Genomic DNA, 22,137 nt, shown 5'->3' with positions numbered 1-22,137 from the left:
GCCTGCCGAACTTCGCGAAACGGGGCGTTGTGGGCGCCACAACTCCAAGATCGGTGGGAGCCAGGTCGAGCACCTGGGCTCGATCACTGTCACGGGCGGGTGGCGGCCACCTCGGCGTCGCTGCGCAGGATGCAGAACTCGTTGCCCTCCGGGTCGGCGAGCACCACCCAGCCGGTGCCGTCGGTCTCCCGCCGGTCGGCCACCACCGCCGCACCCAGCCCGGTCAGCCGGGCCAGTTCCTCGTCGCGCGTCCCATCGACCGGGCGCAGGTCGAGGTGGATGCGGTTCTTGACCTGCTTCGCGTCCGGCACCTCGATGAACAGCAGGCGGTGCCGCCCGCCCCGCGAGTAGATCATGCACTCCTCGTGGCCCGGCTCGTTCGGGTCGTCCGGGTCCTCGCGGTAGTCCAGAACCGATGCCCACCAGCGGGACAGGGCGTAGGCGTCGGCACAGTCCACGGTGGTGTGGGACACGTAGGAGGTCACACCTGATCATCGCAGAGTGGCACGGGTTGCAGCACTGGCGGCCATGGCGGTTGGCGACGAGCGAGGACGTGCTACAACGCACTCATCCCGAGGATGCTGGGAGGACCGGCAATGGCGAGCCCGTTCGGCCGACGGGAACTCAAGTTGGTCCTGGCGGTTGTCCTGGGCACCCTTCTGGTCGGCGGCGGGATGCTGCTCCACGATCGGCTGAGCACGGCGATCGACGAGCGGGTACTCGCCGGCGCCGAGACGACCGGCCAGGTGGTTCACGTCGAACGGTTCAAGATCAGCCGATCGTTCGCCGCCACGAGGCTGACCGTGGACTACACGTTCGACGGCATACGGCACCGGAAGCGGTTCTCCAGCGAACTCGACGAGAGTGAGTTCCACGTCGGGGACGTACTCGATGTACGCGTCGACCGGACGGATCCGACCAGGGCTGCCACGCCTGACGGGTACGCGACGGAGGATCTTCTCCTGCAGGCGCCGACCGTGCTGGCAGGCCTGGGCCTCGCCGTGATCGCGATCTCGCTCGCGCTGCTCAGAAGAGATCCCCCACCCCACGAATATCCTCGCTGAGCACGGATCCCGATGGGCGGAACCGGAACTACTACCAGCACAAACGCCCCGAAGCACGCTCCCGCTACAGCTCGCCCGCTGCGGCTACCAGGACCACCGGGCCGTGGGTGTCCGACACCCCGACGCCGACACAGATGCTCCGATCTGCAAAGCGCCACACAGCCACATCCGACATGACGCCGAGAAGGAACCCGGGAAGTTCCGGAACGCTCTCTCCCCGCACCATGAGATCCATGTACGGCCGTAGGTCCACGCTCTCGGCTGGTCCCCACAGCCGGCTCAACGCCTCTTCGAGAGAGGCGCAGTCCTGTTCGAAGCGCTCCAGGACCTCAAGAACCTGCACGTTGTCGTCGAACTCTTCGGTGACACTCAGATACAGAGCCAGGAAGTCGTATCCCACCACGGGTAGAGCAGCGGGCCCGGGACTGGGTGGAGGTTGCGTTGCGAGGTCGAGCGTCCGCAGTTCGAGCACACGCCCCACGCAGTCAGCGAGATCCACAGCCGGCACTGTAGGCGAGAACTTCAGGGGCGGTGAGGGGCAGTAGCGGAGTGCGCAGCGGGCACGAGGGGCAGCCGCGCAGAGATCCGCTTCAGCGCTTGGCCTTGGTTCGTTACGCGTCAGCCCACCGTGCCTATGCGTGAACACTTGCTCAGAGCCTCGCGCTCCCAGTCGCTTCCTACGAGAGCGACGGGGTAGCTGACCCTTCTGCCTTGCTTGTCATCGGTCTCGACCGACAACCCTAGCGGCAGCGGCTCTCGCTGGAGGCGTGCGACCGAGCAATCGAACCACAGCTCGACCGCGAGCTGACCGGTGCTGCCAGGCGGTAACAACCGGGGCGATCCGATGCTGTGTATCACGACGCCCGGCCTCTTTGCGTGAACCCGACGAACGGTGATCGGCCCGGGGCCGGCGTTGGCCAACGCCAAATACCCGGACAGTCGGACGGGTCCCGCGGAGGCCGCGCTTCCAGAGTCGGCCGATTGAGGGAAGGCCACGAATGCGACCACGGCGTTCCGCTCCCGCTGATCACGCGAGTCCCGCAGTTGGCTGACACCGAAGCCGCCAAGCACAACGCCGACCACGAAAACGGCGACGAGCCGCAGGGTCATCTTCTGTCTGACCACGAGACGGTCGTGGACGGTGGTACCCGACTCCGCCGACTGGTGATTGTGCTCGTCCAGGTCGATCACTGCATGCTCCGCGACATGGACGTCAGCCTAGGTCTCCTCACGCCAGCAGGTCGCCCGGCCGCAGAGCCGCCCTAGAGCCAAGGCCATCCGCAGACGTCAATCAAGCCCGACAACGACGGACAGACTGACATCGCGGGACCAGTGAGCCATTTTCATCGTGATCAAGGGGCCTGAGCAGGTAGGCAGGGGCGTGTCGATGCTCCAGATAGGACGAAGCTCCCGGTAGGACAGCAGTCGACCAAGACGCACTGCCCAGCACAGGAGCTTCGTTGCTGACCTATCCTGCCAGCATCCCGCTGTCCACGCGTAGCCTGACCCGCCTGACCGAGCTGATCCGTGATCGGCGCCGCACGCTCGGCGGCCGCTGGCGCCGGCTGCCTGCGCAGCAGCAGGCGCTGATGGCTCTGGCCCACCTGCGCAACGGCGACACCCTCACCCGGCTGGCCGCCGGCTTCGCCGTGTCGGTGGCCACCGTATGGCGTTACCTGCGCGAGGCCGTCGACCTGCTCGCCGGCTGCGCCGACGACCTCACCGCGGCGATGCGTCGAGTCACCCGGTTGGCGTACGCGATCCTCGACGGCACGCTGATCCCGATCGACCGGGTCGCCGACCAGCGGCCCTACTACTCCGGCAAGCACAAGCGACACGGCGTGAACGTGCAGGTCCTGGCCGACCCGGCCGGGCGGCTGGTCTGGGCCTCACCCGCCCTGCCCGGCGCCGTCCACGACCTGACCGCCGCCCGCACGCACGGCCTGATCGACGCCCTGACCAGCACCAACGTGCTGACCTTCGCGGACAAGGGCTATCAAGGCGCCCGCGGCGCCATCTGGACCCCGTTCAAACGCCGCCGCACCCGACTGTCCCGCCGGCAGAAGTCCGTCAACCGGCACCACGCCAAGATCCGAGCCCTCGGCGAACGCGCCGTCTCCACGCTCAAGACGTGGAAGATCCTGACCAAACTCCGCTGCTGCCCACGCCGCGCCACCCCAATCGTCCAGGCCATCCTCGTCCTCCAAGCCGCCGAGGACGCCCGCTACCCACGATGAAAATGGCTCAATGACAATCACCAACACCGATCGATATCCGGCATACGCCGAGGTCGCAGCCTTAATCGAAGCTGCGAACTGGTGGGCGACGGACGAGTCGACCTGTACGCCGGATTGTGAAGGGTACACGCACCCTGAGCAGGCGTTTTACCCTCCTGACACCCTCTCAGGGCGTCGCCAGGGCGTCGCGCGCTACCACGACTCTAAAATCGCACTCAGGTTGAAGCCCGGTCGACCGCGCAACGCGTGGACTCAACAGGAATCATCCCCTCGCCAGCCAGGTAGAGCCGGCTCGGAGAATCCACCTCGATGCCAAAGACTGGCCCTGGATCAACCAGAGCGATGCCGACGATCGTTCGAACCCGGGAGTACGGGACGATCAAACCCTTGGCGCCTAGGCGCCCGAGCTTGCGAGGAAGACGAGACACAGCGTCGTCCAGATATGCGGTGAAGTTAATCCTGTGTCGGAGACCAACCCTCCGCCCTTTAAGGACTGCATCTACCGAGCTCATCCGCGGATACAGCCCTAGCGTCCTGATCAGTTGGACCGTGTCTTGCGCTAGACGCGCCGCAGTGAAGCAAATTTCTACCCGGTTCGTCTTCTTTTCGATGTATCCGTCACTGTCCACCAGCCCTTGCAAAACTTCCAGGCGCTGCCGCTTAGAAGCCCGAAAGACTTGTGAAGGGATGTGCTTATTCGCCAACACGCCCAGCTCGCGCAGCGCTCGGATGCCCGTGCCGTAGCCACCTAGGTCGAAGCGCACCCTGAGAGTTCTCCCATGAGTCCTCTGCCGGGAGATGACCCTCGCACCCTCTAGTTCGAGCTGACGCTCAAGGTCAGGAAAGTCATCCTCGGATACGGTGATTCGAGGTCCATCACTGTCACCGTCACCCAGCCAGTAACCAAGAACATACGGCGACAAGGGGAGCGGGCAATGATCGACGCTAAGAGCCGGGGTTGCAAGAGTCCGCCAACGGGCCACACCACCCCGGGACGCCTTCGTCTTTCCTGACGTCAGACGTCGTTCGAAATCGATTCCCGCCGTAAAAACGTCCGCTGTTGTCACTGAACGATCTGCATAGCTGCCTGAAAACTCGCGTAGCGGCCAAACTTGAGCTGCGCTAGCGATAATTGACGTTCCATCACGGAAAGCTAAGCGATATCGCGGCCCACCCTCCGCCATAATGGACGTGCGCCTCACTCTCGCGACACGACCCCTCTCATCGAAGACCTCGTCACCAATTACCAACTCTCTAGCGCTCGCCCACCCAGTCGCAGTTGGGACGATGGCATCGATCGCCACGTTACCTCCACGTATCGCCTCGAAAGAGATTATCGATGGCCTTACGGGTGCGTTCCTCGCTGGCCGGCATCAGGTGCGTGTAGACCCGGAGCGTGAAGCCCGGATCGGCGTGACCGAGGTACGACGCCAGGGCCTTGATGCTCTCCCCCGCGTCGAGCAGCGACGAGGCGTAGAAGTGGCGCAGCGCGTGCATGCCGGTGGCCCGGGTCGGCGTGATGCGTAGATTCGCCTTCGGAACGCCCGCACCCCACAAGAGCGCCGCAAACAGGCAAGAGGAAAGTTACTTAAAAATTAGTTTAGTCAATCCTGAAAAATCCCCGCCGTTGACGGCGCCATATAGGGCCAGAGTAAAGGCACCCATTGCAGCGGCCGCATTGAACGCTTTGGTTGGCCCGTCAACTAGGTCCAATACCGCAACAAGCCGATTCATCGACCAACCTTTCCGGCTTGATGCTGGCAATTCTTCCCCGGCGACTTCCGGCGCAAGTTTTTCTACCGCCAATCCCGCTGCGTGCAAAAGTCCCGGATCTCTAGGTTCGGCAAGACAACTGACTACAAGCTCCAGAGTGCCACGAATTTCCTTTACGGGAACAGCGTCAGGCGTTACGGGGTTAACCAAAGTGCGGCGAATGGCGACATCAAGGCCATCCAATACGCGCGACAATGGATGCGGCACCAACAACTGGCGCAATTCAGGAGCGATGAAAATCGCAGAAGAGCGCATTTGCTGGGCAAGCAATGCCAGACCATGGCGCCAGTGTCCCAATGGATCAGGTATGGGAGAGTACTTACCGTACGACGCCTCACCCTCGTCCTGTTGGGAAGTTTGATCAAGTAATGCCATCAGGGCCCGAGTGGGTTCCATTTGGCGTCGCACTGCTCGGACCTTGCGCCTAACCACGAGGAAGTACGCCACAACGCCAGATGCAACAAAAAAACCAGAAACCAGCAGAGGGAGATCTCCTAAAAGGTCAGCCTTGATTTTATCGAGACTTCTGCTCTCGGTTGAAATAATCAAAAATGATGTAGCGAATAAGTAAGTTAGGAAAAACGGAGCCAAGCGAAGCAGAGAGTAGGAGTAGAGCGCCATTGAAGACTCCAAGAATGACCTATTGCTAATCATCCCACTCGACTTGGAGATTCTTCTTAGCTCCACTGAATGCGGGGACTTGGCGATCTTGCTGGCACCAGAAGCAACGATAGAAAAGCCGTAAATCGCCGCCATAAATACCGTAGTAATGAGGCTAGCCGCCATTCCCTGAACATAGTCTTGCTGATTCGCGGCAGCCGCCATCCGCACGAGCAAATAACCAATTCCACAAGGAACACCAATAGCGATTGTCGCGAGGAATGAACCGATCAAGCCGAGCCAAAAAAAGCGACCAAGGTTGGCCCAAACCGCAACCATTGGAGGGCCTTGGTTAGCCGCTCGCCACGAGTTGGACTTTCGGATAATGGCTCTGTTGAAGCGGTCGATTAGCAAGGATGTACCGCGATGCGCACTAACCCTACCCAAGAGCCAACCGAGGAAAGTTCTAACCACGGGGCGAATTGGGTTAAGGCGGTAGGGCTGCGATGCAAGGAACGGAAGCCGAGGAGATAGTTTTGCGGAAATCGACACGCGAAGCGCCATCATGAAGGAACACGCCCAGCGAATCGTGAGGTATGGAGCAACGAGACTTAGAAAAAGCCCACTCAGCAACCACAACATGGAACGGCTCCTACACCTGATCGGCCCCGTTCAATCTTGCAGAGGCTGTCAAGTCAAGTCGCGTGGCTGCTGAATCGTTCTGTACTAGATCAAGGCACCGCGCTCCGCGCGGTGCGGGGCGGCAAGCCCGGCCGGCGGCAAGCCGCCCCGGCCGCCTACGGCGCCGGGGCGGTGAGCCACCGACAGCCGCCGGGACACCGCCCCCACGGGAAGAAGAACCAGCCTCAGCAAGGCCGTGACGGAAGCCTGCAAGTCGACCTGGCCGTGTGGTCCGGGCTTCCGGCTGCCGCGCCAGTCCAACCCCGGGACTGGCTTGCCACCGAGTCACCGGGTCGCGGCACCAGCTCCACCGCCAGGACGCGACCGACCTTCCCACAGCCGCCGGCTCCGCTCCGAAACCATCGAGCGGCGGCCCCTCAGACGGCCCACAGCGGCACAGCCGGCCTTGCCCGAGAAGAGGTCAACTGAGCCGGCGCTCAGGGCGTCTCCAGGGCGTCAGGGCGTCGTCAGGGCGTCAAACGCCGGCCAAAGTTGACCAAGAACGACCATCGACGCCCGGACATAGAACCAGCTCAGAGCCATGATCACGGCTCTGAGCTGGTGGGCGACGGACGAGTCGACCTGTACGCCGGATTCTGTGCCCGGTACGCCTGTAGGCGCACCGGCGGCGGCCATCCATCTCGGCCTGCCGTTGCCGGCAGGCTCCAGCGGCCTACCCGCAGACATCGGGCGGGCAGCCCTCAAGCGTCTGCGCGGGTCGTCATCTTGCGGTGACGGCCCTTTCTTGGCCTTGCTCCGGGTGGGGTTTACCGAGCCACCCCGGTCACCCGGGGTGCTGGTGGGCTCTTACCCCACCGTTTCACCCTTACCGTCCCGTTACGGGCCGGCGGTCTGTTTTCTGTGGCACTGTCCCGCGGGTCACCCCGGGTTGCCGTTAGCAACCACCCTGCCCTGTGGAGTCCGGACGTTCCTCGGCGACGGGCCGGAGCCCGTCGACGCGACCGCCCGGTCGACTCGTCCGTCGCGCTCTCATCCTAACGACGCACCCGCCGCGCCCATTTCCCGCCCACCACCTCGGGGAGGTGGCGGCATCAACCGGCTCTCGATACAGCCACCTCCCCGAACCGGCGCGATACGCGTTCGCCCGCCCGACCGACTAGCCTCGGGGGACCATGGATCTCTCCGACGCCGCGCTCCTGCTCGCCGCCGGTCTCGCCGCGGGCACAGTCAACGCGGTGGCCGGAGGTGGCTCGCTGATCACGTTCCCGGCGATGATCGCCACCGGTCTGCCGCCGGTGGCGGCGAACGTCTCCAACTCGGTGTCGGTCTTTCCCGGGTACGTGGCGAGCGTGGCCGGCAGCCGGATGGACCTGCCGCGCGGGCGGCAGTTGTGGTCGCTGCTGCCCACCGCCGTGCTCGGCACGATCGCCGGGTGCGCGCTGCTGCTGGCCACCCCGGCTCGGGCGTTCGAGCTGGTGGTGCCGTTCCTGGTGCTCGGCGCTACCGCCGTACTCGCGTTCCAGGGTCCGCTGCGCCGGCTGGTCGGCCATCCGGAACGGCTGGGCGCGCGCCGCCGTACCGTCACGGTGCAGACCATGGTCGCGCTCGGCACTGTGTACGGAGGCTACTTCGGCGCGGCCCTCGGGGTGATGCTGGTGGCCGGGCTGGCGCTGGTGCTGGACGCGACGCTGGCCCGGGTGTCGGCGGTGAAGAACCTGCTCTCGGCCGTGGTGGGGTTGACCACGCTGGTGGTGTTCGCCCTGTTCGGCCCGGTGAACTGGGCGGCGGTCGCGGTGGTTGCGCCGGCCACGCTGTTCGGCGGGTACGCGGGCGCGCGGCTGGCCCGCCGGCTTCCGCAGGTGGTGTTGAAGACGGTGATCGTGGTGTTCGGCACGGCCATCGGGTGCTACCTGCTGTGGCGCGCGTTGACCTGACGCCGCCCGGGCAAGACCGGAGCGTCAGTACGCCTCCCCCACCGGCTCCTCCGGGGCGTGCTCGGCACGGCGGGCGGCCCGGTTCCAGATGACCCGTTCGCCGTAGCCGGCCGCCATCAGGTGACCGAACGCCAGGTAGACCAGCACACCGGCGGCGAGCACCGCGAAGCCGACCCAGAACGGCAGCGCCAGGCCGTGTTCGGCAAGCTTGCCGGAGATGATCGGCGCGGGCGCGGCGGCGCCCCAGCGGACCAGGTTGAATGCCCCCGTGGCGACGCGCCGGTCGGCGGAGCCGAGCCCGAGTGCCAGGTCGGTCAGGTTGGCGTTGGCGAGGCCCATGAACAGGCCGGCGACGACGAGTACGACGAGCGACATGGCGGTGCCGGTGGAGGTGGCAAACGCGACCATGCAGGCCAGCAGGCCGAGCAGGGCGACGCCGACGGTCTGCACCGCGCCGATGCGGTGGGCCAGCCGGTGCCCGATGAGCAGGATGCCGGCGGCGAGGCCGAGGCCCCAGCCGGTGAACGCCAGGCCGAGCGGGATGACGTCGAGGCGCAGGAACAGCGGCGTGTAGCCGAGTACGACGAAGAAGACGAAGTTGTACGCGGCGGTGACCACGCACAGCGTCACGAACGCGGGTTTGCGGTAGGTGGCGAAGATCTGGCCGAGGCGTACCGGCTGTTGCTTGCGTGCCGGTTCGCGCAGCTTGCGGGCGGCGACGCCGAGCGCGAGCACCATGAACACGCCGCAGACGAAGAACGGCAGCCGCCAGCTGACCTCGCCGAGCAGGCCGCCGATGAGCGGGCCGACGGCGAAGCCGAGCCCGAGGGCGGTCTCGAACAGGCCGACCACCCATTCCCTGTCGTTGGCGAGGTTGACCAGCACCACCATGGCGGTGGCGAAGAACATCGCGTTGCCCAGGCCCCAGACGCCCCGCAGCACTGAGAGCTGCACGATGTCGTTGCTGAACGAGGCGAGGATCGCGGCGAGGCCGACGACGGAGACGCCGGTGACGAGCACCGGTTTGAAACCGAACCGCCCGCTGGCCAGCGTCGCCGGGATCATGCCGACGGCCATGACCGCGATGTACGCGGTGAAGAGCAGCTCGACCTGCCAGGCGGTGACGCCGATCGCCTCGCCGATGGCGGGCAGGATCGGGTCGACGACGGCGATGCCGGCAATGGCGAGGAACGCGACGAGCGTGGTGGCGTAGATGGCACTGCGGTTGGGCTCGGATCGGCGATCCACTCCGCAACCTCCCAGATAGCTGTATCGTACAGGTAATTTTCTTGTATCATACAGCTATGAGCGAGGACGTCCACGGCACCGAAGTCACCCTCGGCCGGATCGAAACCGAGGTCGCGTTGCTGATGCGGCTCGGCGAGGCCACCCGCCGGGGCACCGGCACGATGGAGCACCGGCTGCTCGACCGCGCCGCGTACGTGATCCTGCGCCACCTGGACGCGGCCGGCCCGCAGAACGTCTCGGCGCTCGCCGCACGGCTGAGCCTGGACGGCTCCACAGTCACCCGGCAGGTCTCCGCGCTCCAGCGCGACGGCCTGATCTCGCGTACCCCCGACCCGGCCGACGGGCGCGGCACGGTGATCTCCGCGACGGCGGCCGGGCTCCAGCGGATGGCCGCCGTCCGGGCGGCCCGCACCCGGCTGTACGGCGACATCCTCGCCGCCTGGCCCGAGGCGGACCGGGAGACGCTCGCGGACATGTTGCACCGCCTCAACGAGGCGCTCGACGCGCGCACCCGCCGCCGCTGAGGGTGTTAGGAAGGGCCCCTTTCAATGCACGAGGCGTTAATAAGGGGCCCTTCCTTTCATGCCACGGGCTCGCGGGCTGCGTCGGCGGAGGGCGTCACGCGCGGGTCGTCCTCGTCGGCGAAGTAGTCGTCCGGCGTGGTGTGGTCGGGGCCGTCGGCCACCTTCGCGGCGCGCAGCACCAGCGTGAGCAGCGCGGCCACCACCAGGTTCACCAGCACCGCGACGATGCCCACGTAGATGGTCTTCGGCGTGTCGAAGCCGAACTTCTCCAGCGGGAACGCCGACCCGGCGAAGTGCTTCTTGCCGGTCGCCGGGTTGCCGATCTGGTAGAGCATCCACATGCCCAGGCCCATGCCGGCGGCCCAGCCGGCGATCAGCGCGCCCCTGTGGAACCAGCGGGTGTAGAGGCCCAGCGCCACCGCCGGCAGCGTCTGGAGGATGATCACGCCGCCGATGAGCTGCAGGTCGATGGAGAACTGCGGGTCGAGGAAGACGATGCAGGCCACCGCGCCGACCTTCACCACCAGCGAGGTGATCTTCGAGACGTTCGCCTCCTGCGCCGGGGTGGCGTCGCGCTTCAGGTACTCCTTGTAGATGTTGCGGGTGAACAGGTTCGCCGCCGCGATCGACATGATCGCCGCCGGGACCAGCGCGCCGATGCCGATGGCGGCGTACGCCACCCCGGCGAACCAGTCCGGGAACTGCTGGTCGAACAGCAGCGGCACGACTGTGTTGCCGTCGGTGGTGCCCTCCTTCGCGCCCGGCAGCGGCTTCACGTTCGCCGCGATGGCCATGTAGCCGAGTAGCGCGATCAACCCCAGCAGCAGGCTGTACGCGGGCAGCGCGGACATGTTCCGCTTGATCACGTCGCGGTTCCGGCTGGCCAGGACACCGGTGATGCTGTGCGGGTAGAGGAACAGCGCCAGCGCCGAGCCGAACGCCAGCGTCACGTACTGGATCTGGTTGTTCTGGTTGAGCAGGATGCCGTCGCCGGGCGCTGGTGACGCCTGGAACTTCGCGTCGGCGGCGTCGAAGATGGCGCCCCAGCCGCCGAGCTTGTACGGCAGCCAGATCACCGCGACCAGGATCACGATGTAGATCAGCGAGTCCTTGACGAACGCGATCAGCGCCGGCGCGCGCAGCCCCGACTGGTACGTGTACGCGGCCAGGATCGCGAACGCGATGATGATCGGCAGGTGCCGGGCCAGCGCGCTGTCCCCGGTCACGCCCATGGTCTTGAGCACCGCCTCGATGCCCACCAGTTGCAGCGCGATGTACGGCATGGTGGCGACGATGCCGGTGATCGCGACCAGCAGCGCCAGGATCGGCGAGCCGAACCGGTTGCGGACGAAGTCGGCGGGGGTGACGAAGCCGTGCCGGTGTGAGACCGACCAGAGCCGGCACAGCACCAGGAACACCAGCGGGTAGATGACGATCGTGTAGGGCACCGCGAAGAAGCCGGCCGCGCCGGCCCCGAAGATCAGCGCCGGGACGGCGACGAACGTGTACGCGGTGTAGAGGTCACCGCCGACCAGGAACCAGGTGATCCAGCCGCCGAAGCTGCGCCCGCCCAGCCCCCATTCGTCCAGGTGGGCCATGTCGGTCGGTCTGCGCCACCGGGCCGCCACGAAACCCATGGCGCTGACCAGCAGGAACAGAAGCGTGAAGACGATGATCTCGGTGAGGTGGTCCCGCCACATCAGTGGTCACCCCGCTTCTTGGTCATCTGGTAGACCAGCGTGGTGGTGCCGACGCCCAGCAGGATCCAGGCCAGTTGCAGCCAGTAGAACCGCGGGAACCCGAACAGCCGGGGTGAGTCGGCGTTGAACAGCGCCGGGATCAGCGGCACCACGATCGGGATGAAGAGCAACCAGTTCCAGGGACTCTTGTCCTTCGCCCTGGATCGCGCCGTGTCCGGCGCCTCGGATTCCGGTGCGGCCATGTGACACCCTCCGGGCATTCGTAGCGGGCCATGTGACGGCCGGAGGCTACGACCCTGTGACGGGGGTCACGTCCGATCGGGTGATGTCGATGCGCCAAACGGCCGCCGGCATGCGCCGAACGGCCGTCAGGCGTCCGTGAGGTGCGAGGTGTCGTTCACCGAGCGGACCGCGACGCCGCCGTCCGGGTACAGGTCCAGCACCGAGATGCCCGCCGTGTCCAGGTAGAGCCGGTGCAGGAACGCGTCGCCGGCGGCGAGCGCGTCGCGCAGCACCAGCTTGATCGGCGAGACGTGGGAGACCACCACCACCGTCTCCCCCGGGTACGCCGACCGCAGCCGGTCGACGGCCCGCCCGGTCCGCTCGGCGACCGCCACGAACGACTCGCCCTGCGGCGGGGCGACCCGGGTGGAGGCGAGCCAGGCGTCCAGTTCCGCCGCCCAGCGCTCGCGTACCTCGGCGAACGTGTGCCCCTCCCAGACGCCGAAGTCGCACTCGATCAGGTCGTCGTCGGTGCGTACCGGCGGGTTGCCGACCCGCGCGGCGATCGCCTCGGCGGTGGCCGTACACCTCGACAGCGGGGAACTGACCACCGCCGCGACGGACGGCGCCAGCGCGGCCACCCGGGCTGCGGTGGCCCGGGCCTGGGCCCGGCCCCGCTCGGTCAGCGGCACGTCGCCCCGGCCGGAGTAGTGCTTGCGCACGGTGCGCTCGGTCTCGCCGTGCCGGACCAGGATCAGCCGGGTGGCCTCCTCGGTCGGGCGCGGCTCCCAGGAGGCGGGCGTGGTGGCCGGGTCGGTGCCGGTGGCCCGGACGACGGCCGCCTCCCGCGCCTCGGCCGCCGCCTCCGGCGCGGCGCCGGACGCGGCGGCGTCCATCGCCGCGTTGGCGAGCGCGTCGGCGTGCCGGTTGCGCTCCCGGGGGATCCAGGTGAAGCGTACGGCGGTGAACCGGCCGACCAGCCCGGCGGCCTGGGCGGCGAGCGGGCGCAGCCCGGGGTGCTTGATCTGCCAGCGGCCGCACATCTGCTCGACCACCAGCTTGGAGTCCATCCGCGCCTCGACCTCGGCCGCGCCCAGTTCGGCGGCGGCCTCCAGCCCGGCGATCAGGCCCCGGTACTCGGCCACGTTGTTCGTGGCGGTGCCGATCGACTCGGACCGCTCGGCCAGCACCTCGCCGGTCTCCGGGTCCCGGACCACGGCGCCGTAACCGGCCGGGCCCGGGTTGCCCCGGGAGCCGCCGTCGGCCTCGATCACTACCGCGCGCACCGCCACAGCGGCTACAGCCCCGACTCGTTGGTCCGGACCATGATCCGCCGGCAGTCCTCGCAGCGGACCACGTCGTCCGGGTCGGCCTTGCGGATGCGAGCCAGGTCGGCGCCGGACAGGTCCAGCCGGCAGCCGCCGCAGCGGCCCCCGGTCAGCAGCGCGGCGCCCAGCCCGGTGTCCTCACGGATCTTGTCGTAGAGGCCGACCAGGTCCGCCGGGAGGTCACCGGCGAGCGGCTGGCGGGCGGTGCGCTTGAACTCCTCCTCCTTGGCGATCTCGGCCAGGGCCTCGTCGCGGCGCTGCTCGGTCGCGGCGCGGCGCTCGCGGGCCTCGGCGAGCCGGCTCTCGATGCCGTCGAGCACGCCCTGCGCGGTCTCCCGCTGCTCCATCAGCTCCAGCTCGGCGTCCTCCAGGTCGCTCTGCCGGCGGTTCAGCGAGACCAGCTCGTGCTGGAGGGCCTCCAGCTCGCGGGCCGGGCCGCTGCCCGAGGCCAGCCGGGCCTCGTCCTTGCTCTTGCGCGCCCGTACCTGGTCGACGTCCTTCTCGATCCGGGCGATGTCCCGGTCCAGGTCGTCGACCGCCACCTGGGCGCGGACCCGCTCGTCCTCCAGCGCGGACAGCTCACGCGCCAGGGCCTCCAGCTCGGCGCGTTCCGGCAGGCTGCGGCGGCGGTGCGCGAGCTGCGCCAGCGCGGTGTCGATCGCCTGGAGGTCGAGCAGGCGGCGCTGCACCTTCGGGTCAGCCTTCACGTCGGGGCTCCTTGTCGTCCGGCCGGGGCGCGGCGGCGTGCACGGTCCACGGGTCGGTGTCCAGGTCGGACACCACGGTCTCGACGCCCAGCGCGCCGGCCAGGTGGGCGGCCAGGTCGTCCAGCCAGGGTCGCTCCGTCGCCCAGTGGGCGGCGTCCAGCAGCGCCGGGCCGCCCGCGGCGAGGTGTTCCCCGGCCGGGTGGTGACGCAGGTCCGCGGTGAGGAACGCGTCCACCCCGGCCGCGGTCGCCTCGGCGAGGAAGCCGTCCCCCGAGCCGCCGCTGACGGCGAGGGTACGAACCATACGCCCGGGATCCCCGGCGGCGCGAACTCCCCAGGCGGTGAACGGGAGCACGGCGGCGGCCAGCCGGGTCAGCTCGGCGAGCGTCATCGGGCTGGGCAGCTCGCCGATGCGGCCGATGCCCCGGCCGGGCCCGGCGGCGGGCGAGCCGGGGCGGGGCGCGTGCAACGGGCGCAGCCCGGTCAGCCCGAACCGGGCGGCGAGCGCGTCGGACACGCCGGGATCGGCCACGTCGGCGTTCGTGTGCGCCACGTACAGCGCGACGTCCGCCTTGATCAACCGGTGCACGATCCGGCCCTTGTACGTGGTGGCGGCCACCGAGGAGACGCCCCGCAGCAGCAGCGGGTGGTGCGCGACGATCATGTCCGCGCCGGCTTCGAGGGCCTCGTCCACGGTCTCCGGGACCACGTCCACCACGCAGGCGATCCGGTGTACCGGGTGGTCGGGCTCACCCACCACCAGGCCGACCCGGTCCCACTCCTCGGCCCAGGCGGGCGGGTAACGGCGGTCCAGGGCGGCCACCACGTCGGCGACGGTTGTGCTCACGGGCGGCCAGCTTACCGGCGTCCGGGCCGCTACACGCCGACCGCCGTCGGGCGTGGCTCCCGGGCGCGCCGGGAGCCACGCTCACACCGTCAGCCGACCGGGGCGACCGGCCGGTCCGCGCCGCGCAGGGCGGCCAGGCCGGCGTCCCAGGGGAAGGCGTCCGCGCGCCGCTCCCCCGTGCCGGGCGGATGCAGGCGTACGACGTGGTCGCCGAAGACCACCCGGACGCCCCACCCGGCCAGCCGGTCGAGGCTGGCCCGGAACGCCGGGTGCCCGGCCATCGCCTCGTTCGTGTACGGGACGGCAGCGATCGGCACCCCCATCCCCTGCGCCTCGACCAGCAGGCCGAGCGCGAGGGTGTCGGTGATGCCGACCGCCCACTTGTTGATCGTGTTGACCGTCGCCGGGCACACCAGCATGGCGTCCGCCGGTGGCAGCACGTCCAGGTCACCCGGGTTCTTGTAGTGCGTACGGACCGGGTGGCCGGTCTGCCGGGCCAGGGCCGCCCGGTCGACGAACTTCGCGCCGTCGGGCGTGGTGACCACGCAGACCGTCCACTCCTCCCGCTGGGCGAGGTCGACCAGCCGGCCGACGTGACGGGCCAGCGGCGAACCGCAGGCGATGACGTAGAGCACCCGCCGGTGCTCGCTCGCGGTCTCCGGACCGCTCATACTCCGACTCCCATGTGCTCAGCCAACTCCGCGATCGGCTGAGGCGGCGCACCACGTGTGCGACGGAGAATCTCGGACATCAATTCGTGCGCTATCGGCCGGCACCGGATCTCGGACGGCGCGAGCCGGTCGCCGCGCAGCAACATGTCCCCCGCGCTCGCCACGTCGCCGATCTGCGAGTAGCCCCGGGCCAGGTCGAGCAGGTGGTGCGCGCGCCGCTCCGGCAGCAGCGCGTTGAACGCGGGCTCGGACAGCCGCAGGTGCGTCTCCACCGCCCGGCCGCCGTCACCCAGCTCGACGGCCGCGGCGGCGCGGTGCAGCTCCAGGTTGGTCGGGCCGAAGGAGGTCCAGTAGTGGTTGTGGTCGCCGCCGAGCAGCTTGGCCGCCTCGTCGGCGCCGGCGAGCAGGTCGTCCACCGTCGCCGAGTCGCCGATCCGGGCGGCCGCCATCGCGCCCTGCAGCAGCAGCATGCCGTAGACGGAGAGCCGTTCGGGCCGGACGTCGTTGTCGCCGCCGGGCGCGAGCCGGCCGGCGATGCGCACGTTGAGCTCCAGCGCGGGGCGGGGACGGCCCATCGCGACGAGCGCGTTGCAGACCCTCGTGGTGGCGATCCCGGCCAGCAGCGGGTCGTCGGCCCGCTGGGCCACCGCCATCGACCGGTCGGCGGCCAGCCAGGCGAGGTCGCACTCGCCGAGCTTGCGCAGCACCGAGGAGGCGATCTGGTAGACCTGCCCGAGCAGGTGGGCGGCCTCGCGTACCTGCTCGTCGGCGGCGTAGCCGGCGTCCGCCGCCTGGGCGTCGCGCAGCAGCTTCGGCAGCGCGCGGGTGAGCATGCCGTACCGGCCGTACTGGTAGGTCAGCCAGGCGTGGTTGACGGCCTTGCGCATGTCGGCCAGCGGCGGCGGGAAGGGCGCCGCGTCGAAGTAGGCGCTCATCGAGTCGTACCGCTCCAGGGCGGTGCGGATCTCCTCCACCTCGACCTGGTCGATGCAGTTGAGCGCGTCGGTGCGCCGCTCCGGGTCCTTGCCGTGCAGCAGTTGCACGTCGATCTGGAGGATGTCGGCGATCTCGTAGAGGACGGAGAACTTGTCCAGCCGGCGGACGCCACGCTCCACCTTGTCCACCCAGCTCTTGGACTTGCCGAGCCGGTCGGCGAAGACCTGCTGGGACATCTTGCGCCGGCTCCGCCAGTACGCCACCCGCCGGCCTATGGGCAGTTCGTCCATCCCTGCTCCCTCCCCCTCACGGCGCCGGCCGGTCCCCCCACGTCCCCCAGGCTTGCCCCGATCGCACAGGTTGTGCGTCCACCGACCAGCCAGTTCTCGTAGTTTTCGTGCAAGTTGCACCGACCGTTAGTCACCACAACGAGCGTGAGTTTCGGCAGTGACGGCTTTCGACGTGTGGCATGTGGACGGTTTCGCGGGACGAGAGGGGATGTCAGACATGTGGAGGAATGTCCGGCCGCGCGTCGCTAATCTGTCCCCGCTGGAACGGGTCCGCCTGCGCCGCGTCGCGGTGCGGTACGCGCTGCACGGCTGGCCGGTCACGCCCGGCGCCTGCCTGGCCAACAGCCGCTTCGTCTGCGGCCGGGCCGGCTGCCCCACGGTGGGCTGCCACCCCGCCCTGGAGGACTGGGAGCACGCCGCCAGCACCGACCCGGCCCGGGTGGCCACCTGGTGGCGCAGCCGCCCGCACGGCGTCCTGCTGCCCACCGGCCGCGCGTTCGACGTCCTCGAGGTCGCCGCCCACCTGGGCCGGCAGGTGCTGGACGCGGTCGCCACCCATCCCGCCGGGCCCGGCGTACGCGGCCCGGCGCTGGTCACCCCGACCGGCCGCTGGATGTTCCTGGTCCGCCCCGGCGACCCGCTGCGCCCGGAACTGGAGCACTGCTTCCACGTGGTGCGGCACGGGCCCGGCTCGTGGATCCCGGCCCCGCCGACCCGGCTGCCCGAGGGGACGGTGCGCTGGGCGGTCGCCCCGGAGCAGGCCCGCTGGCAACTGCCCGACTCGTACCTGGTGCAGAACGCGCTGATCGCCGCGTTACACGCGGCCGGCGTGACGCTCGGCGCGGACCTGTTCCCCGGCCACCTCCCGTTGCCCCGGCGGGGCCGCTGACCCACCCGTCCGCCCCGGACGGGTGGCCGACAGCGACCTCCCCGGCACCGGAATCGTTGAACCTGGCGAGGGCGCGTGCGCGCCGGAGCGGGGGTTTGAGGATGTCCAGGGACGACGCGGCCCGCCACACCGGCGGCACCGAGCCGGCGCGGCCCCGCCGCCGTGTGCACCCGTGGGCCTTCACCCGTCCCCTGGGCGTCCGCCCCGGCCGCCCCCGCCCGACGGGTTCCCGCCCAGCCATCCTCCACCGCCCCCTCCGCTGACCCCCCTCACCCCTCACCCCCGCCGATGCCGTTGATCAAGGAGTTTGTGTCCTCCAGCGCGGGCTAAACGGACACAAACTCCTTGATCACCGCGCTGGGGTGGGGATGGTGGGGAGGGTTCGGGAGTGGTGTTGGTGGGCTTCGTCCGTTACCACGGCGTGCTGCCAGGGGGACGGCAGGCGGTCGAGCCAGGCGAGGCCCGGCTCACCCATGGCCACCGCGGCTGTCGCGTACGCGTCCGCCACGCCCAGGTCCGGGCCCGCCACCGTGACCGAGCGCAGGCCCTTCGCCGGTACGCCTCGACGCGGGTCGAGCACGTGGTGCCCGCGCTCGTACACGCCGGAGGTGGCGACCGCCAGGTCGGTGCCGGTCAGCACCAGGCAGGTCGCCGCCGCGTCGAACGGATGCCGCACCCCGATCCGCCACGGCTGTCCGGCCGCGTCGTGGCCGCGTACCCGCACGTCGCCGCCCGCGTTCACGCAGTGGTTCGGCGAGCCGGCGGCGACCAGCCGGTCCGAGGCGACCTGCGCCGCCCAGCCCTTGACGTAGCCGGACGGGTCGAGCCGCCCGGTCGCGTACACGTCGAAGAACCCGTCGGTGGCGGTCCACAGGTCGGCGCAGGCCGCCAGCACGGCGCGCAGGTCGGCGGAGGCGTCGGCGGGCCGCAACTCGCCCCGGTCGATCCGGCACACCTCGCTGTCGTCCCGGTACGTGCTGAACCGCGCGTCCACCTCGCGCAGCCAGCCGAACGTGTCCTCGGCCAGCTCGTGCAGGGTCCCCGGGGGCAGGTCGTCGGCCAGGTCCAGGCTGATCGCCGTACCCATGACGTGCTCGACCCGGCGCAGGCCGGAACGAACCGTCACGCCTTGTCCAGCGCGGCCTGCAACGACTGCTTGTACGCGGTGCTGGTGTACGTGGCCCCGGAGACGGTGCTCAGGTTGGCGCTCTGCCGGGCCACCACCTCACCGGACGTGCCGCTGTAGCGGGCCTGCACGTCGTCGCTGCGCTGCCCGGACTGCCCGCCCAGCGGCAGTCCGATCGCCGTCGCGTCGACGACCCGGCTGCCGCTGAGCGTGATCCGCACCTGCAGTGAGCCGTACTCGTAGGTGACCGACGGCCCGGTCACCGTGCGGGTGGTGACCTTCGGCGCGCTGGTGGTGGTCCGCGGCGCGGCGGGTGCGGTGCTGGTACGGGTGCCGCCCCGGCTGGCCGGGCTGCGGTCGGCGGACGCCTTCGGGGTGGGCTTCGCCGAGGCGCGCGACGACGGCGTGGCGCTGCCGGACGCGGCGGCGGTGGGCGACGGCGGCTCGGGCGCGGCCGAGCCGCCCGGGGCGACCGGAGCCAGCGCCACCGGCGCGTCCGGCAGGGTCTGCCCACTGCCCGGCGCGCCCTTGAGCACCACGAGCGCGGTGGTGCCGGCGGCCAGTCCGGTGATCGCGAGGAGCGCGCGACGCATGGTGGTGCCTTTCCTACAGCTCGAACGCGGTCAGGTGGATCTGGCGGCGGGGCACGCCGGCCGCGCGCAGCGCGGCGACCGCCTCGTCGACCAGGCCGCCCGGGCCGCACAGGTAGACGTCGCGCCGGGTCAGGTCGGGCACCAGGCGGCGCAGCCCCTCCGGGTTCATCACCTGGCGGGGGCCGGGGTCGTCACGGCGGCCGACGACGTACCAGACGGAGGTCTGCCGGGCCTGCGCGAGCCAGTCCAGCTCCTGGTGCAGCAGCACGTCGGCCGGGGTGCTCGCGCGGTAGATCAGCGCCGCGCCGGGCGGCAGCTCCTCCAGCATGGCCCGCAGCGGGGCGATGCCGCTGCCGCCGGCGATGAGCAGCGTCCGCTCCCGGGTGCGGTGCGCGGCCGTGAACGTGCCGGAGGGGCCCTGCGCCCAGACCCGGGTGCCCGGCGTCAGGTCGCGCAGCTCGGCGGTGTACCCGCCGACGACCTTCACCGTGATCCGCAGCCACCTGTCGTTGCCGGCGGCGGAGACGGAGAACGGGTGCGACTGCCACCAGCAGCCGGGGTTGAGGAACCGCCAGCGGAAGAACTGCCCGCCGAGCAGGTCGATCTGGTTGAGCCGCTGCCCGGTCAGGTATACCGACACGGTGTCCTGGCTCTCCGCCACGACGTCGGCGACGCGCAGCCGGTGCCGCAGGTTGAACGCCAGCGGCGCGAGCACCCGGCCCCACACCAGCGCGGCCACCACCAGCACGTATCCGGCGATCCAGCCGGTACGCACCAGGCCCGGCTGGTGCAGCTGCGCGCCGTTGCTGAACTGGTGCGCGTAGCCGAGCAGCAGCGTGAGGTAGCTGGCCGCGTGCAGCAGGTGCCACAGCTCGTACGGCAGGCGGCGGCGCACCGCGCGTACCGCGGTGACCGCGACGGTGACCAGCACGCCGGCCGCGGCGAACGCGGTGATCATGTCCTCGTAGTCGGTCAGCAGCACGCCGACCTCGGCGAGCACCGAGTTGCGCTCCTGCCGGGAGTAGCCGACCACCAGCAGCGACATGTGCGTGAGCACCGCCACCAGCAGCGTCGCGCCGAGGTCCCGGTGCAGCCGGGAGATCCGCTCGCCGCCGAGCGCGCGTTCCAGCACGCCGAGCCGGCTCATCATCAGCACCTGGACCAGCAGCAGGTAGCCGGCGATCAGGCCGGTGATCCGGCCGCCCGCGGTGAGCAGGTCGGCGGTGTCGGTGAGCGACCCGGCCGGGGTGTTCAGCCACCACGGCACCACCGCGGCGACCAGACCGAGCCAGAAGAGCGCGGCGAGCGCCCGCCGGGCGCCGGGTCCGCGGCGCGGACGAGCCGGGGGTACGGGAGCAGCCGGACGGCCGCCGTACGGGGCGGAGTGCCCGGTACGACGGCCGGCGGCGCGGGTATCCTGGTACGTCACGCGTAGATCTTGACCGGGGTGAACTTCTGCCGGGGGAAGATCTTGTCCACCTCGGCGTTTGTCAGGCCGAAGCGGCCCTGCGCGACCGATCCGTAGACGTTGAACATGTTGTTGTACTCCGGCACGTCGCCGCTGTCCAACTTGTCCAGCCCGTTCCAGGTGCCGAGCAGCGAGCTGGCCAGCTTGCGGCCGGACAGCACGGTGACCACGCCGCCGTGGCCGTGGTCGGTGCCGCCGCCGTTCGAGGCGACCCGGCGGCCGAACTCGCTGGACACCATGATCGTCACGTCCGCCGCCTGGTCGCCCAGGTCGGTGAAGAACGCGGCCATCGCGGCGGCCAGCTCGTTGAGCCGCCGCCAGAGCTGGCCGCCCTCGCGGGTGCCCTGGTTCTCGTGGGTGTCGTAGCCGCCCATGCCGACGGTGGCCACCCGTACGTTCGCGCCGCCCTTGATGAGCTGGGCGAGCTGCTTGAACGAGTTGCCGACGCCCCGGTACTCGACGCCCTCGGCGGCGGCGTACGGCTTGGCAGCGAGCTTCTGGGCGGTGGCGAGCGCGCCCATGCCCTCGATGACCGCTTCCTCCACCGGGTGGTTGATGCCGGTGAACAGGCCGCGGATCGCCTTCTCGGTGGCCGCGCGGAACTTGTCGTCGCCGTTGAGCCGCAGGTCGCCGACGCTGTTGAGGGAGATCGCGCCGTTCACGCCGACGAGCGAGCGCGGCAGCGTGCTGCCGATGCCGACGCTGCGGAACGCGGTGCCCTTGCCGAGCGCGTCGACCAGGCTGTCCAGCCAGCCCCGGCCGCCGGTCTCGCCGGGCAGGCCGCCCAGGTTGCAGGCGTCGGCGGCCTGGAAGTGGCTGCGGGACAGCCGCGGGTCGGACGCGGCCGGCACGAAGCCGAGCTGACCGGCCTTGAGCCACTTCTCCAGCGGCGCGAACGCGCTGGTCAGCTTGAAGCCGCGGGCCAGCGCCAGCGAGTCCTCGCCGAGCAGCAGGTCCGGGCGGGCCTTGGTGAGCACCGGGTCGCTCGCCGGGGCGACCAGGCTCAGCCCGTCCAGCCCGCCGTAGAGGAAGACGTGGATCAGCGTGCCGGTCTTGGTCGCGGCGAACGACGCCGACGTGGTGACGAACTGGGCCGTCGCCAGCGCGGTCGCGGTGGCCGCGGCGCCCGCGACGAAGGTACGGCGGGTGACGCCCCGGCCGTCCTGCTGTGCCTCCTCGATCTCCTCCAGCCGGCGGTACCGGTCGGCCTCGGCCGCGCTCTCGGCCGCGACGATGTCCGCCTCCGCGCGCAGCAGCGCCTCGGCCGGGTTGTCGGCCAGCCGCCGCAGGTCGGGGCATTCGGGGTGCAGGGGGTACGGGTTCACGGTCATCTCCATC

General features: G+C 69.7%; 23 protein-coding genes and 1 other RNA gene. 5 read left to right on the top strand and 19 right to left on the bottom strand.

Translation table 11 applies throughout. The features are described from left to right. Positions 1–89: 89 nt before the first annotated feature. Positions 90–485, bottom strand: a complete 396-nt coding sequence (locus O7542_RS03320; protein ID WP_043329273.1) for a VOC family protein — start codon at positions 483–485, stop codon at positions 90–92. A 111-nt stretch (positions 486–596) separates the two neighbouring features. On the opposite strand from O7542_RS03320, the gene O7542_RS03315 reads away from it, so the two are divergent. Further along, the gene (locus O7542_RS03315; RefSeq protein WP_043329270.1) at positions 597–1,064 is read left to right on the top strand and encodes a DUF3592 domain-containing protein; all 468 of its coding nucleotides are present in this window, start codon (positions 597–599) and stop codon (positions 1,062–1,064) included. 64 nt (positions 1,065–1,128) lie between these two features. Here the strand turns inward: O7542_RS03315 and O7542_RS03310 are convergent, their stop codons facing one another. Together O7542_RS03310 and O7542_RS03305 are read right to left on the bottom strand one after the other, a co-directional pair. Next, positions 1,129–1,563 carry a hypothetical protein gene (locus O7542_RS03310; protein ID WP_124779027.1) on the bottom strand — a complete coding sequence of 145 codons (435 nt, stop codon included), beginning with the start codon at positions 1,561–1,563 and terminating at the stop codon, positions 1,129–1,131. Between the two features lie 119 nt (positions 1,564–1,682). Then, complete coding sequence (locus O7542_RS03305; protein ID WP_281605687.1) at positions 1,683–2,255, bottom strand: hypothetical protein; 573 nt, start codon at positions 2,253–2,255, stop codon at positions 1,683–1,685. 269 nt (positions 2,256–2,524) lie between these two features. On the opposite strand from O7542_RS03305, the gene O7542_RS03300 reads away from it, so the two are divergent. Then, the gene (locus O7542_RS03300) at positions 2,525–3,301 is read left to right on the top strand and encodes a transposase family protein (protein ID WP_281605686.1); all 777 of its coding nucleotides are present in this window, start codon (positions 2,525–2,527) and stop codon (positions 3,299–3,301) included. 215 nt (positions 3,302–3,516) lie between these two features. Here the strand turns inward: O7542_RS03300 and O7542_RS03295 are convergent, their stop codons facing one another. The 4 genes from O7542_RS03295 to rnpB all read right to left on the bottom strand — a co-directional run bounded on the left by O7542_RS03295 (position 3,517) and on the right by rnpB (position 7,333). Continuing rightward, positions 3,517–4,065, bottom strand: a complete 549-nt coding sequence (locus O7542_RS03295; protein ID WP_281605685.1) for an LAGLIDADG family homing endonuclease — start codon at positions 4,063–4,065, stop codon at positions 3,517–3,519. Positions 4,066–4,606: 541 nt separating this feature from the next. Then, entirely contained in the window at positions 4,607–4,798 is a 192-nt protein-coding gene (locus O7542_RS03290; RefSeq protein WP_210869242.1) for a tyrosine-type recombinase/integrase, read from the bottom strand. A gap of 87 nt (positions 4,799–4,885) precedes the next feature. Continuing rightward, the gene (locus O7542_RS03285) at positions 4,886–6,316 is read right to left on the bottom strand and encodes a hypothetical protein (protein ID WP_281605684.1); all 1,431 of its coding nucleotides are present in this window, start codon (positions 6,314–6,316) and stop codon (positions 4,886–4,888) included. Between the two features lie 608 nt (positions 6,317–6,924). Further along, positions 6,925–7,333, bottom strand: an RNA gene (gene rnpB, locus O7542_RS03280) — RNase P RNA component class A. Positions 7,334–7,488: 155 nt separating this feature from the next. Here rnpB and O7542_RS03275 point away from each other — a divergent pair. After that, positions 7,489–8,250 (top strand): sulfite exporter TauE/SafE family protein, encoded by a 762-nt coding sequence (locus tag O7542_RS03275; RefSeq protein ID WP_064448270.1) that lies wholly within the window; start codon positions 7,489–7,491, stop codon positions 8,248–8,250. A 24-nt stretch (positions 8,251–8,274) separates the two neighbouring features. On the opposite strand, the gene O7542_RS03270 is transcribed toward O7542_RS03275, so the two are convergent. Beyond that, a complete protein-coding gene (locus O7542_RS03270) occupies positions 8,275–9,498 on the bottom strand; it encodes an MFS transporter (RefSeq protein ID WP_069088950.1) in 1,224 nt (407 codons plus the stop codon). A 56-nt stretch (positions 9,499–9,554) separates the two neighbouring features. Here O7542_RS03270 and O7542_RS03265 point away from each other — a divergent pair, with 56 nt between their 5' ends. Continuing rightward, positions 9,555–10,022 (top strand): MarR family transcriptional regulator, encoded by a 468-nt coding sequence (locus O7542_RS03265; protein WP_064448268.1) that lies wholly within the window; start codon positions 9,555–9,557, stop codon positions 10,020–10,022. A gap of 56 nt (positions 10,023–10,078) precedes the next feature. Here O7542_RS03265 and O7542_RS03260 read toward each other — a convergent pair whose 3' ends face one another. The 7 genes from O7542_RS03260 to O7542_RS03230 form a co-directional block, all read right to left on the bottom strand. Next, a complete protein-coding gene (locus O7542_RS03260) occupies positions 10,079–11,722 on the bottom strand; it encodes a sodium:solute symporter (RefSeq protein WP_069088949.1) in 1,644 nt (547 codons plus the stop codon). Beyond that, positions 11,722–11,964 carry a DUF3311 domain-containing protein gene (locus tag O7542_RS03255; protein WP_030504212.1) on the bottom strand — a complete coding sequence of 81 codons (243 nt, stop codon included), beginning with the start codon at positions 11,962–11,964 and terminating at the stop codon, positions 11,722–11,724. The genes O7542_RS03260 and O7542_RS03255 overlap by 1 nt, the downstream gene beginning before the upstream one ends. A 126-nt stretch (positions 11,965–12,090) precedes the next feature. Continuing rightward, positions 12,091–13,236: a bifunctional RNase H/acid phosphatase gene (locus tag O7542_RS03250; RefSeq protein ID WP_281605683.1), complete on the bottom strand. Its 1,146-nt coding sequence runs from the start codon at positions 13,234–13,236 to the stop codon at positions 12,091–12,093. A 5-nt stretch (positions 13,237–13,241) separates the two neighbouring features. Beyond that, complete coding sequence (locus tag O7542_RS03245; RefSeq protein WP_064448265.1) at positions 13,242–13,979, bottom strand: C4-type zinc ribbon domain-containing protein; 738 nt, start codon at positions 13,977–13,979, stop codon at positions 13,242–13,244. Beyond that, complete coding sequence (locus O7542_RS03240; protein WP_113972735.1) at positions 13,969–14,805, bottom strand: Nif3-like dinuclear metal center hexameric protein; 837 nt, start codon at positions 14,803–14,805, stop codon at positions 13,969–13,971. The genes O7542_RS03245 and O7542_RS03240 overlap by 11 nt, the downstream gene beginning before the upstream one ends. A 110-nt stretch (positions 14,806–14,915) precedes the next feature. After that, positions 14,916–15,497 (bottom strand): flavoprotein, encoded by a 582-nt coding sequence (locus O7542_RS03235; RefSeq protein WP_030504216.1) that lies wholly within the window; start codon positions 15,495–15,497, stop codon positions 14,916–14,918. Further along, positions 15,494–16,723: a helix-turn-helix domain-containing protein gene (locus tag O7542_RS03230; RefSeq protein WP_069088946.1), complete on the bottom strand. Its 1,230-nt coding sequence runs from the start codon at positions 16,721–16,723 to the stop codon at positions 15,494–15,496. Before O7542_RS03230 ends, O7542_RS03235 begins: the two co-directional genes overlap by 4 nt. A 217-nt stretch (positions 16,724–16,940) precedes the next feature. Here O7542_RS03230 and O7542_RS03225 point away from each other — a divergent pair, with 217 nt between their 5' ends. Then, complete coding sequence (locus tag O7542_RS03225; RefSeq protein ID WP_281605682.1) at positions 16,941–17,612, top strand: bifunctional DNA primase/polymerase; 672 nt, start codon at positions 16,941–16,943, stop codon at positions 17,610–17,612. 349 nt (positions 17,613–17,961) lie between these two features. Here O7542_RS03225 and O7542_RS03220 read toward each other — a convergent pair whose 3' ends face one another. From O7542_RS03220 to O7542_RS03205, 4 genes are read right to left on the bottom strand one after another with little or no spacing between them, the layout of a single operon-like run. Beyond that, complete coding sequence (locus O7542_RS03220) at positions 17,962–18,699, bottom strand: FAD:protein FMN transferase (protein ID WP_281606441.1); 738 nt, start codon at positions 18,697–18,699, stop codon at positions 17,962–17,964. 35 nt (positions 18,700–18,734) lie between these two features. Next, positions 18,735–19,331, bottom strand: a complete 597-nt coding sequence (locus O7542_RS03215; RefSeq protein ID WP_064448262.1) for an FMN-binding protein — start codon at positions 19,329–19,331, stop codon at positions 18,735–18,737. Between the two features lie 13 nt (positions 19,332–19,344). Beyond that, complete coding sequence (locus tag O7542_RS03210) at positions 19,345–20,760, bottom strand: ferredoxin reductase family protein (protein ID WP_281605681.1); 1,416 nt, start codon at positions 20,758–20,760, stop codon at positions 19,345–19,347. Further along, a complete protein-coding gene (locus O7542_RS03205) occupies positions 20,757–22,130 on the bottom strand; it encodes a DUF1501 domain-containing protein (protein WP_223201459.1) in 1,374 nt (457 codons plus the stop codon). The genes O7542_RS03210 and O7542_RS03205 overlap by 4 nt, the downstream gene beginning before the upstream one ends. Between the last annotated feature and the right edge of the window lie 7 nt (positions 22,131–22,137).

The organism is Micromonospora sp. WMMC264 (genome assembly GCF_027497275.1).
GTDB classification, from domain to species: Bacteria; Actinomycetota; Actinomycetes; order Mycobacteriales; family Micromonosporaceae; genus Micromonospora; species Micromonospora chalcea.
The sequence above is the reverse complement of the archived record's forward strand: the minus strand, read 5'-3'. Positions and strand labels throughout refer to the sequence as shown.

Excerpts from the sequence above, each read along its gene's own strand:
- O7542_RS03220 (WP_281606441.1), bottom strand. The coding sequence starts at position 18,699 with ATGGGTACGGCGATCAGCCTGGACCTGGCCGACGACCTGCCCCCGGGG.
- O7542_RS03275 (WP_064448270.1), top strand. The coding sequence starts at position 7,489 with ATGGATCTCTCCGACGCCGCGCTCCTGCTCGCCGCCGGTCTCGCCGCG.
- O7542_RS03225 (WP_281605682.1), top strand. The coding sequence starts at position 16,941 with ATGTGGAGGAATGTCCGGCCGCGCGTCGCTAATCTGTCCCCGCTGGAA.
- O7542_RS03265 (WP_064448268.1), top strand. The coding sequence starts at position 9,555 with ATGAGCGAGGACGTCCACGGCACCGAAGTCACCCTCGGCCGGATCGAA.
- O7542_RS03235 (WP_030504216.1), bottom strand. The coding sequence starts at position 15,497 with ATGAGCGGTCCGGAGACCGCGAGCGAGCACCGGCGGGTGCTCTACGTC.
- O7542_RS03255 (WP_030504212.1), bottom strand. The coding sequence starts at position 11,964 with ATGGCCGCACCGGAATCCGAGGCGCCGGACACGGCGCGATCCAGGGCG.
- O7542_RS03315 (WP_043329270.1), top strand. The coding sequence starts at position 597 with ATGGCGAGCCCGTTCGGCCGACGGGAACTCAAGTTGGTCCTGGCGGTT.
- O7542_RS03230 (WP_069088946.1), bottom strand. The coding sequence starts at position 16,723 with ATGGACGAACTGCCCATAGGCCGGCGGGTGGCGTACTGGCGGAGCCGG.
- O7542_RS03285 (WP_281605684.1), bottom strand. The coding sequence starts at position 6,316 with ATGTTGTGGTTGCTGAGTGGGCTTTTTCTAAGTCTCGTTGCTCCATAC.
- O7542_RS03205 (WP_223201459.1), bottom strand. The coding sequence starts at position 22,130 with ATGACCGTGAACCCGTACCCCCTGCACCCCGAATGCCCCGACCTGCGG.
- O7542_RS03260 (WP_069088949.1), bottom strand. The coding sequence starts at position 11,722 with ATGTGGCGGGACCACCTCACCGAGATCATCGTCTTCACGCTTCTGTTC.
- O7542_RS03290 (WP_210869242.1), bottom strand. The coding sequence starts at position 4,798 with ATGCACGCGCTGCGCCACTTCTACGCCTCGTCGCTGCTCGACGCGGGG.
- O7542_RS03215 (WP_064448262.1), bottom strand. The coding sequence starts at position 19,331 with ATGCGTCGCGCGCTCCTCGCGATCACCGGACTGGCCGCCGGCACCACC.